The organism is Natrinema soli, from assembly GCF_028618695.1.
In genome coordinates, this window is the sequence record NZ_JAQIVI010000673.1 from 1 (window position 1) to 13,798 (window position 13,798).

11 protein-coding genes are annotated in these 13,798 nt (G+C 63.1%); 2 read left to right on the forward strand and 9 right to left on the reverse strand.

All coding sequences use genetic code 11. The annotated features are described in order from the left end of the window. On the reverse strand, nucleotides 1-1,046 hold a 1,046-nt coding region (locus PGX04_RS29755), incomplete at its 3' end, for a glycoside hydrolase family 3 protein (protein WP_273741792.1). Between the two features lie 843 nt (nucleotides 1,047-1,889). Further along, nucleotides 1,890-3,329: a 2,5-dioxovalerate dehydrogenase gene (xacF, locus tag PGX04_RS29760; protein ID WP_273741793.1), complete on the reverse strand. Its 1,440-nt coding sequence runs from the start codon at nucleotides 3,327-3,329 to the stop codon at nucleotides 1,890-1,892. 112 nt (nucleotides 3,330-3,441) lie between these two features. On the opposite strand from xacF, the gene PGX04_RS29765 reads away from it, so the two are divergent. Then, the gene (locus PGX04_RS29765; protein ID WP_273741794.1) at nucleotides 3,442-4,308 is read left to right on the forward strand and encodes a fumarylacetoacetate hydrolase family protein; all 867 of its coding nucleotides are present in this window, start codon (nucleotides 3,442-3,444) and stop codon (nucleotides 4,306-4,308) included. Nucleotides 4,309-4,590: 282 nt separating this feature from the next. After that, nucleotides 4,591-5,982 (forward strand): GntP family permease, encoded by a 1,392-nt coding sequence (locus PGX04_RS29770; protein WP_273741795.1) that lies wholly within the window; start codon nucleotides 4,591-4,593, stop codon nucleotides 5,980-5,982. A gap of 80 nt (nucleotides 5,983-6,062) precedes the next feature. Here PGX04_RS29770 and PGX04_RS29775 read toward each other — a convergent pair whose 3' ends face one another. The 7 genes from PGX04_RS29775 to PGX04_RS29805 all read right to left on the reverse strand — a co-directional run. Further along, nucleotides 6,063-7,208 carry an ABC transporter ATP-binding protein gene (locus PGX04_RS29775; RefSeq protein ID WP_273741796.1) on the reverse strand — a complete coding sequence of 382 codons (1,146 nt, stop codon included), beginning with the start codon at nucleotides 7,206-7,208 and terminating at the stop codon, nucleotides 6,063-6,065. A 1-nt stretch (nucleotide 7,209) separates the two neighbouring features. Next, entirely contained in the window at nucleotides 7,210-8,355 is a 1,146-nt protein-coding gene (locus tag PGX04_RS29780; RefSeq protein ID WP_273741797.1) for an ABC transporter ATP-binding protein, read from the reverse strand. 3 nt (nucleotides 8,356-8,358) lie between these two features. Further along, nucleotides 8,359-9,291, reverse strand: a complete 933-nt coding sequence (locus PGX04_RS29785; protein ID WP_273741798.1) for a carbohydrate ABC transporter permease — start codon at nucleotides 9,289-9,291, stop codon at nucleotides 8,359-8,361. A 2-nt stretch (nucleotides 9,292-9,293) separates the two neighbouring features. Then, nucleotides 9,294-10,247: a carbohydrate ABC transporter permease gene (locus PGX04_RS29790; RefSeq protein ID WP_273741799.1), complete on the reverse strand. Its 954-nt coding sequence runs from the start codon at nucleotides 10,245-10,247 to the stop codon at nucleotides 9,294-9,296. Nucleotides 10,248-10,329: 82 nt separating this feature from the next. After that, nucleotides 10,330-11,619, reverse strand: coding sequence for an ABC transporter substrate-binding protein (locus tag PGX04_RS29795; RefSeq protein ID WP_273741800.1), 1,290 nt, complete (start codon nucleotides 11,617-11,619; stop codon nucleotides 10,330-10,332). 356 nt (nucleotides 11,620-11,975) lie between these two features. Then, a complete protein-coding gene (locus tag PGX04_RS29800) occupies nucleotides 11,976-13,211 on the reverse strand; it encodes a mandelate racemase/muconate lactonizing enzyme family protein (RefSeq protein WP_273741802.1) in 1,236 nt (411 codons plus the stop codon). Between the two features lie 75 nt (nucleotides 13,212-13,286). Continuing rightward, nucleotides 13,287-13,798: zinc-binding dehydrogenase (locus PGX04_RS29805; RefSeq protein WP_273741801.1), on the reverse strand; the 512-nt coding region annotated here is incomplete at its 5' end.

Below are 13,798 nucleotides of genomic sequence, written 5' to 3' on the forward strand. Positions count from 1 at the left end.
GCAGTGAGGACGCGACGAGCCGCCTCGGTGACCGTCTCCTCGGCGAGTTCGCCGGCCTCGACGGCGTCCACGAGGTGGTCGCCGTAGCAGTCCGTGTAGGGGAGTTCGACGTCGACGCCGGCCTCGAGGGCCGCGACGCCCGCCTCGCGTTCGTCCGCGGCGATACCGTGTTCGCTCCGGAGGAATTCGACGCTGTAGTAATCGGAGACGACCGTTCCGTCGAAGCCCCACTCGCCGCGGAGCACGTCGGTCAGGAGCCACTCGTCGCTGGCACAGGGGATTCCGTCGACATCGTGATAGGCGTTCATGACCGACTCGGCGTCCGCCGTGCGGATCGCCGCTTCGAAGGGGAACATGTGCGTCTCGCGGAGTTCGCGCCGTCCGAGATCGACCGAGCTCCGGTTCTTCCCGCCCTCGCCGGCGCTGTGACCGACGAAGTGTTTGAGCGTGGCGGTGACGCCGTCACCGTTCCACTGCAGACCGTTGACGTAACCACACGCCATCGCCGCGACCAGATAGGGATCCTCGCCGAACGTCTCCTCGACGCGTCCCCACCGGAGGTCACGGGCGACGTCGAGGACCGGAGAGAGCGCGTGCGCGGTTCCGATGGCCTCCAACTGATTGCGGATGGTGTCGGTGACCGACTCGAGGAGCTCGGGCGACCACGTGCTCGCCATCCCGATCATCTGCGGGAACGTCGTCCCTTCCGGGCCCATGTACCCGCTGAGACACTCCTCGTGGGGGATCGCGGGAATCCCGAGTCGCGTCTCGTTTCGGAGATACGCCTGGAGTTCGTTCGTCCGTTCGGCCGCTTCAGTCGGGGGGAGACTCCCCTCGCCGCCGATACGGGTCAGGTGACCGATACCGTTCGAAAGGTGCTCGTCGACGGCCTCCTCGTCGAGTTTCCCGTTCTCGTCTACGAGTTTGTCAGCGTTTACGGAGCCGAGCTGCGCCGCCGTCTCCTCGAGCGACATCTCCTCGAGGAGGGCCGCGACGCGCCGCTCGGTCGACGTCCCGCCGACGTCACGGTCTGAACTAGCTTGCATCATCTCTATTCTCCCAATCCACTGTCTTAATGATTCGGGCTCGGATTCGCACCGACGGGGCATTGCGGCCGAACGGACCGCTATCAGGAGCCGTCGCTGGGAGTCGTCTCAAGAACGAGTAGCCGAGGATGAGACGCTGGGTGAATCGGGCTCACCGCACTCATGTCCTCGAGCGGATATTCACCGGTCGATCAGCGGTTTTGGGACGTCGGAGTCGCGTTAGCGTTCCTGCACGGTGTTCACGTTCACTGACGCATCCATCGCCCGTACACCGGCAGTCTCCGCTGTCGACCAGTTACCCACCGCCGAACTACGCATCACTTTTGCCAACCGTTCGTTCATCTATGAAAAACGCGGTTTCGATATCGCTGAGGCGGCAGTATCGGCTCCCGCCGATTGAGGGACGGTCACACACCACGAGACACCGTTCCTCGCGCGGATCCTCGAGCAGGCAGTTTCAGGCCGCTACTATTTCCGTACATGATTGCTGAACGGAAGCCTCCCCAGTCGAACGCCCGTAACAGGACGTCACGTTGCCGTTTACCGGATGATCCCACTCTCTCGATCCGTGAGGGGCGTCCGTTTCACCGCAGAGGCGTTTCGGTCATCACGGATATTTTTACAACTGTATGGATGTAAGCTACGGCGCGTAATATGGAATATTGCCGGTGGATGTTCGTCATTAGATAACAGTAGTCTGTTCTTGGAAAACGACGACCGGCGCTATGACAGGTTCAGTTCCGGATTGGCACTTCCTATACTCGACGATCACTCTCGAGTATCGGCGGATCGGCGACGCCAAAAAAATCGCGTCGGAATCTCGCTCGAGTGGGCTGCAGTTCCTCAGTAGTTGTCGTAGACCGTCTTGGTGATGCTGTAGAAGTCGAGTCCGGCGTCACCCTGCTCGCGGTAGGTCTCGCTCGAGGAGTCCTTCATGCCGCCGAAGGGGACGTGAAGCTCGAGACCGGTCGTCTTCTCGTTGATCTTGACGACGCCGGCGTCGACCTCCTCGACGAAGCGATTCGCCTCGGTGTGGTCGTCGGTGACGACGCTCGCCGAGAGCCCGTAGTCGACGTCGTTGGCGACGTGAATCGCCTCGTCGTAACTGCTGACGGGGATAATCGCGAGCACCGGACCGAAGACTTCCTCCTGCGCGATACGCATCTCGGTGTCGACGTCCGAGAAGACGGCGGGCTCGACGAAGTAGCCCTCGCGGTCGAGCGCCGATCCGCCGCACTCGAGGGTCGCACCCTCCTCTTGGGCGATATCGACGTACTCGAGCGTGCTCTCGAGTTCCGACTCGCTGACGTGGGGCCCCATGCCGGGGTCGTCGAGACCGTGGCCGTGGTCGATCGACGCGGCGCGGTCGACGACCCGCTCGACGAACTCGTCGTAGACGTCCTCGTGGACGATGGCGCGGGAGGCGGCGGTACACGCCTGCCCGGTCACGCCGAACGCGCCGTCGGCGACGATCTGGGCCGCTTCCTCGACGTCGGCCGAATCGCTGACGACCGTCGGGTTCTTGCCCCCCATCTCGAGTTGGACGCGCTTGCCGTCCTCGGTCGCCGTGTCGTAGACGGTGTTCCCGACCGCCGTACTGCCGGTAAAGGAGACGGCGTCGACGGCCTCGTGAGCGGCGATCGTGCTCCCGACCTCGCTACCGGGGCCGGTGACGACGTTAAGGACGCCGTCGGGGAGACCCGCTTCCTCGAGCGCGTCTGCAATCTCGTGGACGACGCCGGGCGCCAGCGTCGCCGGCTTGATGACGACGGCGTTGCCCGCGGCCAGCGCCGGTGCGAGCTTCCAGGCCGGGATCGCGATGGGGTAGTTCCACGGCGTGATGAGGCCCGCGACGCCGAGGGGCTCGGTCTTCGTGTAGAGGTTCGTATCGCGCGCGCTCGAACTCTTGACCGTGCCGCCGATGTCGCTGGCCTTCGAGCCGTAGTAGTGGAAAATGTCGATCGCCCGCTGTACTTCGCCACCGGCCTCGCTCCGAGTCTTGCCCTCTTCGCGGACGAGCAGTTCGGTCAGGTCGTCCTTGCGCTGATCGAGCAGTGAACCGGCCGTCGAAAGGATTCGGCCGCGCTCGGGACCGGGGGTCGACCCCCAGTCGTCGCTCGCGTCGCGCGCCGCTTCGATCGCCTGCTCGGTGTCGTCCGCGTCGGACTGGGGATAAGTCGCGACGACCTCCACGGGGTTCGCGGGATCGGTCGTTTCGAAGGTCTCGCCGGTACGTGATTCGATCCACTCGCCGTTTACGTAGTTCAACCGCTGATCTGCCATACGTGTTTACGATAACTCCGTCCGTTCATAATTCTTGCCGTTCCGACGCTTCCAGCCGGTCGAATCGTCCGGGGACGAGACATTTATAATGGACTAGGTAGTTGATGCCTCCATGCGGTATCAACGCCTCTCGGCTGGCGACCAGTATAGACTCATCGCTGTCGACGACGAAACAGCGTACGATCTGACCGCCGTGAAACCACGACTGGACGGCTTCGGGGAGCTCGCAGCGGCGGCCGATATCGCGGGCCTCGAGATCGACGAGATGGCGAACGAGCTCACGGACGAGGCCCCGACCGTCTCTCTCGACTCGCTTACCGATGGCACGCTACCGTTCGTCCCTCAGGAAGTCTGGGCGGCGGGCGTCACCTACGAAATCAGCGAGGAGGCGCGCGAGGCCGAGAGCGGGATGCCGGAGATGTACCTCCACGCCTACGAGGCCGAGCGGCCGGAGATCTTCTTCAAAGCGACGCCGAGCCGGACGGTCGGCCCCGGTGAGGCGGTCGGCATCCGATCGGATTCATCGTGGGACGTTCCCGAACCGGAGCTGGGCATCGTCCTCTACGACGGCTCGATCGTCGGCTACACGATCGGCAACGACATGAGCAGCCGCTCGATCGAGGGCGAGAACCCGCTGTACCTGCCCCAGGCGAAGATGTACGAGCGGTGCTGTTCGATCGGTCCCTGCGTCGCCTCCGCCGCCGAAGTCGGTGATCCCCACGAGCTGACGATGGCGATGGAGATCACTCGGGACGACGAGGTCCTCTACGACGGCGAGACCTCCATCGGCAACATGGCTCGGACCTGCGACGAACTCGTCGAGTACTGGCGCGACCACGACACCGTACCCGAACTCGGGGTCCTGCTCACCGGCACCTCGCTGGTTCCGGACGACGGCTTCACGCTCCAGCCCGACGACGAGGTCCGTATCACGATCGACGGAATCGGCGAACTCACGAACCCGGTCGTCGAAGTCTAATCGGAACCGATCTTCCGGACGGTCCCGTCGTCGCCGTAGAGCGATCGAACGAGACTGTTGCTCGAACGACTACCCTGACCCCCCGTACGGCCGCTTTCGTTCGCATCTCGAGGGGGTTGTGTGAGCGTCTCGAACGCTCATCTGCAGGTAACAGCCGTCGTTGGTGGGATTGCTGTTGCATATCACCATCGGTTTCTGTTACATATTAATACTGATTGTTGTTACATATTACTACTATGGAGACATTCGGAACAATAAAGTATGATGGTTATATATTCACGTATGATGTTCGGTACCACAGCACTACAGTTAGGCGGACAGGCGCCACTCATCTCGCTCATAGCGGGCATCGTGGCAATCATACTCCTGCTAGTCGTCCTCGACCTCCCGGCGTTCGTTTCGCTCGTCGTCGCAGGGTTCGCAGTAGGCATCGTCGCGCCAGCAGTCCCGTTCGCCGAGGTGCCCGGTGAGTTCGCGACGGCGTTCGGGAATAACATGGCCGGCATCGGTATCCCCATTCTAATGGCAGCGATCATCGGAAAGGCGATGGTCGAAAGCGGCGCAGCCAATCGAATCGTGCGGGCATTCACGGGGGTGTTCGGCGCTGATAACACGGAAATTTCGCTGTTCGGCAGCAGTTTCATCATGTCCATTCCCGTCTTCTTCGACAACGTCTTTTACCTACTCGCACCGCTGGCGCGGGCCGCTCGTTCGCGCGATGGGAAGAACTACGCGCTCTACATCGTCGCCGTCGGGGCCGCCGGTGTGGTCACGCACGGATTCGTGCCACCGACGCCCGGACCGCTACTCGCCGTCGAGGAGTTCGATGCTAACCTCGGGAGCACCATCGCGATCGGCATCCTCGTCGGCCTTCCGACTGCACTCGTGTCGGGGTTGGGCTACGGATACTGGATCAACCGGCGTATGGAAATCCCGCTTCGAGACACGATGGGGACGACGGTCGAAGAGCTCGAGGAGCAAAACCAGGTCGAGACGAGTCAGCTCCCCGGTGTGCTCGAGTCGCTACTGCCGATTCTTCTCGCCGTCCTCCTCGTGACCGCAGATACGACCACCCGGACGGTCCTCGGGGAGAACGCAGCGGTCGGAGACGTCACCGGCTTCTTCGGCGATCCGAATCTCGCGCTCACGGTGGCCGCGCTCTCGGCGGCGTTCACGTACTACCGGATGAGCGATCTCGACAGCGATATGTTCTCCGACGAACTCACGGACGCGCTCAAGAGCGGTGGTAATATCGCCGCCATCACCGCCGCCGGTGGTGCGTTCGGTGCGATGCTCCAGGCGGCCGGTGCCGGCGAGTATATCGCGAACGGTCTGGAAGGGGTCGGTCTCGGACTACTCGTGACTGCGTGGGTAATCGCTGCGGGAGTCCGCGTGGTCCAGGGGTCGGCGACGGTCGCGATCGTCACCACCGCTGGTATCATGGCTCCGTTGGCGAGCGGGCTCGACGTCAACGTCGCGTACCTGGTCATGTCCATCGGTGCGGGCGCGTCGTTCTGCTCGTGGTACAACGACAGCGGGTTCTGGATCGTCAAGGAGATCGGCGGCCTCACGCAGGCCGAGACGTTGAAGACGTGGACGGTCGCAACCATCCTCATCGGCCTCACGGGCCTGCTGAGTACGCTCCTCTTCTCGGCAATCCTTCCGTTCGCCTGAGTCGGCCCCACCTTTTTGAGAAGTAGTCGCTCCACAGTCGCACTCTTTTGCGGAGACGTCGCCCGAAAACGGCGGTCCGCTTACGGAAGCATCCCGTCGACCGCTCCGGTAAACGCCAACCGGCGGTTCTTCACCGCCGTACCGCTCTCAGCGTCGAAGAGGTGGATCGCTTCCTCGGGGAATTCGACGGTGACTCGATCACCGCCGCTGACGGTCGGAACGCCCTCGGTCGTCGCGATAAACTCCTCGACCGCTGTCGCACCGTCGAATCGAAGGTGGATGATGTTCTCGTTGCCCATCGGCTCGACGACTGACACGCCCGCCTCGAATCCCCGGTCGCCCGTCCGTCGGTCGCTGACCCGAATATCCTCTGGGCGAATTCCGAGGACAAGTTCGCTCCCGTCCTCGAGGTCGTCGCTCGTCGCCGGCCCGAGCGGATAGTCGAACGCGTCGGTCGCGACCCAAGCGCCGTCGAGGCGACCGTCGAAGAAGTTCATCGACGGTTCGCCGATGAAGCCCGCGACGAACAGGTTGTTCGGCTCGTGGTAGCACTCCAGCGGCGTACCGACCTGCTGTAGTTCTCCCTGATTCAACACCGCGATCCGATCGCCCATCGTCATCGCCTCGGTCTGATCGTGCGTGACGTAGACCGTCGTCACGCCAAGCTGTTCCTGGAGGTGCTGGAGCTCCGTTCGCATCTCTGCGCGCAGCTTGGCATCGAGGTTGGAGAGCGGCTCGTCCATCAGGAACGCGTCGGGGTCGCGGACGATCGCCCGCCCCAGCGCGACGCGCTGTTGCTGGCCGCCCGAGAGCTCGCCCGGCTTGCGATCCAGTAGCTCGTCGATTCCCATCAGCGCCGCCGTCTCCTCGACCGTCTCGTCGATTTCCGTCTCGGAGAGCTCGGTCGACTCCTCGAGCCCGAAGGCCATGTTCGCGCGGACGGTCTTGTGGGGATACAGCGCATACGACTGGAAGACCATCGCGATGTCGCGGTCCTGTGCCGAAACCTCGTTGATCGTCCGGTCACCGAGCCGGACCTCGCCGTCCGTGACCGCCTCGAGGCCGGCGATCATGCGCAGCGTCGTCGATTTGCCACAGCCCGAGGGGCCGACCAGGACGAGGAAGTCGCCGTCGGGAACCTCGACCGAGACGTCTTCGACCGCAACGACGCCTGCGTTTTCGTCCCCGTACACCTTGGTCACGTCGTCGAGTTCTAAGCCCGCCATGTTACACCTGCGTGAGTTCGCGTTCGGTTTCGAGGCGACGGTTGCAGAGCGCGTCGCCGCCGGTTCCGTCGAAAACGTGGATCCGCTCGGGATCGAGCGTTACCACGACCGATTCGCCCGCTTCCACGACGTGCATCCCGTCGGTCACCGCCTGCAGGACGTCGTGATCGCTCGCCGCGTCGGCGTGCGTGAGGTGGACCACGTTCTGATCGCCGTGGGTCTCCGTGACCGTTACCGTCATCCGGTACTCGTGGTCGCCGAGCGGAGCCGATTCGTCTTCGTCCCGCCGGACGTCGACCGCTTCGGGACGGATCCCGATGACGAGGTCGTCGACATCGCCGACGACGTCGGCCAGTCGGTCGTCGAACGGATACTCGAGGAAGTCGCCCGCGAAGCCGGCTTTGGACCGCCGGCCGCGGAGGAAGTTCATCATCGGTTCGCCGATGAAGCCCGCGACGAACTGGTTCGCCGGCTCGTGGTAGAGCTCAAGCGGTTCGCCGACCTGCTGGAGGCTGCCGTCGTTTAACACCGCGATCCGGTCGCCCATCGTCATCGCCTCGGTCTGATTGTGGGTGACGTAGACCGTCGTCACGTCGAGGTCGGCCTGCAGGTTCTGAAGCTCCGCCCGCATCTGGGACCGGAGCTTGGCGTCTAAGTTCGCGAGCGGTTCGTCCATCAGGAACGCTTCGGGATCGCGGACGATCGCCCGGCCAAGCGCGACGCGCTGTTGCTGGCCGCCCGAGAGTTCGCCCGGTTTGCGATCGAGGAGGGCCTCGATGCCGAGGTCGGCGGCGACCTCCTCGACGCGCTCGTCCATCTCGTCTGCCGTGTACCCCGCTTCCTCTTCCAGCCCGAACCGGACGTTCTCGCGGACGGTCATGTGCGGATAGAGGGCGTAATCCTGGAAGACCATCGCGATATCCCGGTTCTGCGGGACGCGGTAGTTCATGTGATCGCCGTCGATGTAGAGGTTCCCCTCGCTGGTCGTCTCGAGGCCGGCGATCATGCGCAGCGTCGTCGATTTGCCACAGCCCGAGGGGCCGACCAGGACGAGGAACTCGCTGTCCTCGATGTCGAGGGTCACGTCCTCGACGGCGACCGTATCTCCGAACCGTTTCGTCAGGTGATCGAGTTGAATTCGTCCCATCGGTTATCCACTCTCCGTGCGCAGTCCTTCCGCGAACTGTTCGGCGAACGCGACGTACAGGATGATTGTCGGCAGGGCGGCGAGGAACGCGGCCGACATCCGGATCCCGAAGTCGACACCGGAGGTCGACGCGCCGATCGCCGGCAGGATCAGCGTCACCGGGGCTGCGGGGTGGTTCGCCCCCGTGATGAGGGTGAACGAGAACAGGAACTCGTTGTAGATCTGGGTGAACTGGTAGATGAACACCACGGCGAACATCGGCTTCGAGATCGGCAACACGATGCGGCGGTAGATCTTCGTAATGCTCGCTCCGTCGATCTTGGCCGCCTCCACCAGCGAATCGGGGAGGCTCTTGTAGTACGATCGGAAGAGGATCGTACAGATCGGAATCCCGTACGCGACGTGGGTAATAATCAGCGGGACCAGCTCCGAGTGGTAACTCTGGAAGAGCGGCGCGGCCGCAAACAGCGGCTCGAGCATCCGCGCGAGCGGAAAGAGGTTGTTCCAGAACCGTGCCAGCGGCACGAGCACGGCCTGGTACGGAACGAAAACACCGACCAGGAACAGCGAGAGTACCGCCAGTTGACCGCGCCAGTTGACCATCGTGAGGCCGTAGGCGGCCATGCTCGCCAGCAACACGTTAAGGATCGTCGCCGGAATCGCCATGAGCAGCGAGTTCACGAACGAGTTCGTCAACTGACTGAACGCGTACTCGAGGTTCTCGAGCGTGAACCCCTCGCCGACCGGCGGCGCGAACGGCAGCGACCGCGCGACGGCCTCGTTGGTCTTCAGCGCCGTCATGATCCCCGTCTCGAGGGGGACGAGGAAGAACCCCAGGAAGAGGACGACCAGCGTGTACTGGCCGACCCGTCTGAGGTCGACATCCTCGACGAGCGATGCGACGTCGATGTTCGTATCAGAAGTGGATCGTGACATAGTCAAAGGCTCCCCTGTCGATGCTGGTAGACGAGATACGGTGCGATGACGCTGAGCGCGAGTAGCAGTAACATCGTCGCGATAGCGGCCGCGTAGGCCCACTTCCCGAACTTGAACGCCTGCCGGACCATCAGCGTGGCCAGGATGTCGGTACCGTTCGGCGGGCGGTACTGCCCGACGAGCGCGTAGAGGAAGGTGAACGCTTTGAGCGCGAACACCATCAGGACGACGGCCGCGCTGACCGACGATTCCTTCAGCTGCGGGATGATGATCCGCAGGTAGGTGCGGGTGGTACTCGCCCCGTCGACCTTCGCCGCCTCGAACTGGTCGGAGGGGATCGACTGGAGTCCCGCCAGATAGACGACCATCGCGTAGCCGCTGAACTGCCAGACCAGCGCGAAGATGACCGATGCGAGCGCGATTTCGGGATTTCCGAGCCAGTCGATCGGCTCGAATCCGAGCGTCGTCACGATGATCGTCAACACCCCGTTCTCCTGGTTGTACATCCACAACCAGAGCTGGGCCGTCACGACAAACGAGAGCGCCATCGGCAGAAGATAGATCGTCTGAATCTTGTCCTTGTATCGGATCCCGTGATCCAGAAGGATCGCGAGAAAGAGCCCCAGAGCGAGCGAAACCGTCGTAAAGGCGATGAGCAAGACGAGGTTGTTTATCGCCGCCTCCCGAAACGCGTCGTTCGAGAGGGCGGTCGCGTACATTTCGAAGTCGAAGTTCGAGAACGTCGGCCGGCCGAGGCCGGCATAGTCGGTGAGCGAAATTACGACGTTGTATCCGATGCCACCGTAGACGGCGATCCCCATCAGAATAAACGGAATCCCCCAGTACGGTGACGACCGGACGAAGTCGCTGTTCAGGAAGTACCTGAGCTTCGTCTCCCAACCGACCACCTCCTCTGTCGGTACTGCTGTCGATTCGGTCGTGTCTCCTGTTGCCATCGAACTAGCCAATAGTCGCCACCATAATAAAAATTGAGTTATGTTACGACGCGCTCGTCCTCCTCGTTCGATCGCGCGACGACTACTGAGAGGCCGCGTCCAGCAAGCCGTCCGCCGCCGTCTCGGCGTCGTACGGATTCGAGAAGTTATTCCCGATAGCGCTCTTGCAGGCGTTCATCGACTCGGGATCGAGGGCGAGGCCGTGAGCGATCGTCGGCGGATACGCCTCTGAGTCGGTGAGGTCCTCGTAGGTCATCGCCAGGAAGTCCGACAACTCGCTCGGATCGATGTCGGTTCGGAGCGGTACCGATCCCTTGAGGTTGTTGAACGCGATCTGCGCCTCCTTCGTCCCCACGAACTTCTGCCACGTGATCGTCTCCTCGCGGCTCGGATTGTTCGACGGCGTGACGAACGCGTCGACGTGGTAGAAGTACAGTCCCTCGGTGCCCGGGAAGGGAACCCAGTCCCATTCCTCGCCAAAGTTAAACTCCTCGTCGGCTCGGAACATCCCGTAGAGCCAGTTGCCGCCGTGCATACAGGCGGCGTCGTCGGCGATTAACTTCTGAGCGGCTTCCGTGTAACCGATCGAAGAGGCGTCGCCGGGAATGTAGTTCTCCTGAATCTCCCGTAACGTCTCGAGCGCGCCGATCATCTTCCCGCGGTCGCCGTTCCCCTCGATGAAGTTCGTGTACGCGTCGACGCCGCTCTGGCTCGTGAGGATCTGCGCCCACGTCTGGAGACCGAGGAACGGGGCACGCATCCCGTGTGAAAAGGGCGTGTAGTCGGTGTTCTGGTCGATCGTCTCGAGCGCGTCCATGAGATCGGAAACGCTCCCGAGGCTCTCTGCGTCGACGCCCGCCTCGTCGAAGGCCGCCGTATTGTAAAACAGGTTGTTCATCCGGTGCGATCCGATCGGGACCGCCGGCATCTTATCGTTGTACGTACAGATATCGACGACCCGATCCTGCATGCTGTCCTTGTATCCCTCGGCTTCCCAGACGTCCTCCTCGAGGTCCATCAGGGCTCCGTCGTACCTGTTCAGGTTCTTCCCCGGCCAGTTCGCGAAGGAACTCATCGCGTTCGAGTTGGACAATCGACGGAGCAGGGTGCTGTTCAACTCGACGTTCCCGTCGCCGCCAACCGCCCGAAAGTTCGCCGGGACGTCCGAGTGCGCGTCCTCGAACGCGCTCGTCAGCGCGTCGACGGCGTCCGCACCGTCCCCGCCGGTCCAGCCGTGCAGCACCTCGAGGTCGCCCGATTCGCTGCCGCCGCCACCGACGCAGCCCGCCATCCCCAGTGCAGCACCCGCCGCGATGCCACCGAGATACGTTCGTCTACCGACACCCTTGTCCGGTTTGTCATTGTCAACCATACGAATTGGCAAATAATCCCATATATTTATAAAGTTACCGGTAAGGGGTGGGAGAGGCGGTGCGATCGAGACGTCACCGCCGAGGTCGTCGCTGTCCGTGTACTGACCGCGTTCGGTTGAGAACGGCCCGCTCGGCGGTATACGTTACGAGCGCGTGGTCGGCGAAAAGGGACGAGAACTGCTATGGAAGTTGACTCTCGTTCGGTTCGCGGCCGACGACCGATTCGTCGGCGCGTTCGACCAGTACGGTCGAACGGGCGATCGATTCATCGATCTAACACGGCCGTGAGACGCGTTCAACGTGGCTCGTCCGTCATCGGCCGACTGGACCGATAGGTCGCGTACTCGATCTCGGCTTACGCCTCGTCAAACATCTCGGCGCCGTCAGCCAGGTGCTCCTCGACGGCGTCGAGGTCGAGCGTGAGGCCGAGGCCCGGTTTCTCCGGCACGTCGGCGTACCCTTCGTGGATGATATCCTCCTCGACGAGGTCCGACCACCAGCCGAGTTCGTAGGAGTGGTACTCCACGGCCAGCGAGTTCGGGATCGCCGCACCGACGTGGATGCTCGCCATCGTTCCGATCGGCGAGGAGACGTTGTGCATCGCGACCGGCACGTAGTACAGATCCGCCAGATCCGCGATCTTCCGGGTCTGGCGCATCCCGCCGACGCGGGGCACGTCCGGTGCGACGATGTCGACCGCCTGCTCCTCGAGCAGTCGGCGGTTGCCGTGATCGCGGTAGACGTTCTCGCCGACCGTGATCGGCGTCGCCGTCCGTTTGGTGACCTCCGCTTGTACGTCGTGGTTCTCCGGCGGGATCGGGTCCTCGAGCCACCAGATGTCGTACTCCTCGAGGCGCTCGGTGAGGCGGTGTGCGCTGCCGGCGCTGAACGACCAGTGACAGTCGAAGGCGACGTCGGCGCGGTCGCCGATGCGTTCGGTGACTTTCTCGACGATTTCGGCCTTGTGTTCGATCTCGGGTCCACGAAGGTGCCGATTCGCGCGGTCCTTCTCGTGTCCCGAAGGGACGTCGAGGTCGAACTTCAGCGCGTCGTACCCCAACTCCTCGACGACGCGTTCGGCTTCGTCCGCACAGGCGTCGGGGTCGGCCTCCTCCTCGGTGTGGCAGTCGCAGTACATCCGCATCTCGTCGCGGTACTTGCCACCGATAAGCTGGTAGGCCGGCACCTCGAGAATCTTCCCGGCGACGTCGTGCAGCGCGAGTTCGATACCGGAGATCGCCGATATCGCCTTTCCGGCGATCGAGCCCTCGCCGGAGAGCTTCTGGACGAGGTGTTCGTAGAGTCGATCGATGTCGAGCGGGTTCTCGCCCTCGAGGAACGGCGCCATGCGCTCGATGATCTCCTGTTCGCCGGCGCCCCAGTAGGACTCGCCGTTGCCGACGATCCCCGCATCGGTGTAGACGCGTACCAGCGTCCACGGGTAGTTGCCGTCGACGATGGTCGTCTGAACGTCCGTGATCTCGACGTCGCGCGGCCCGCGGTCGGCGGAAACGCCCATCGTCTCCGCGGAGAGGTCGCGCATCGTGTACTCTGCGTTCGGGTCGGACAGCTGTCTGTAGTCCATCGACAGTTGTGGATTACGACAGTCACTACTAAAACTTCCGTCTGAAACGAGACCACGCGAGGACCGTTCAGCCAGAGCCCCTCAGTCCCGGAGGACGGAAACGTCGAAAACCGGCTTGCAGGTCCCGCCTTCGAGGAACGTCTCGAACGCCTCGTCGGCCTCGAGTAGGCTGAAGCGATCGTCGAGGAACGTCGCGTGGTCGACGTCGCCCGAGGCGATCAGTCGGAGCGAGCGCTCGAAGTCTTCGTACATCGAGGCGTACGAGCACTGGAGGTCGATCTCCGCGCGCACGAGCGGGGAGTAGGGCATCGTCGTTTCCCCGGTCTGTCCGACGAGGACGATCTGACCGCCCTTGCGCACTTCGTCGACCGCCATCGTCAGCCCCGATGGGTGGCCGGTCGTGTCGAAGACCACGTCGTAGCCCACGCCGTCGGTCAGTTCGTCGCGACGCGCCTGGAGGTCGTCTGCCTCGACGTTAATCGTCTGGAACCCGAGCTCCTCGGCCAGCGGCAGCCGGTAATCGGCGTCCTGGCCGACGCCGGCGACGACGACCTCCCCGCCCTGCGCCCGTGCGATCTGGGCCGTCAACTGGC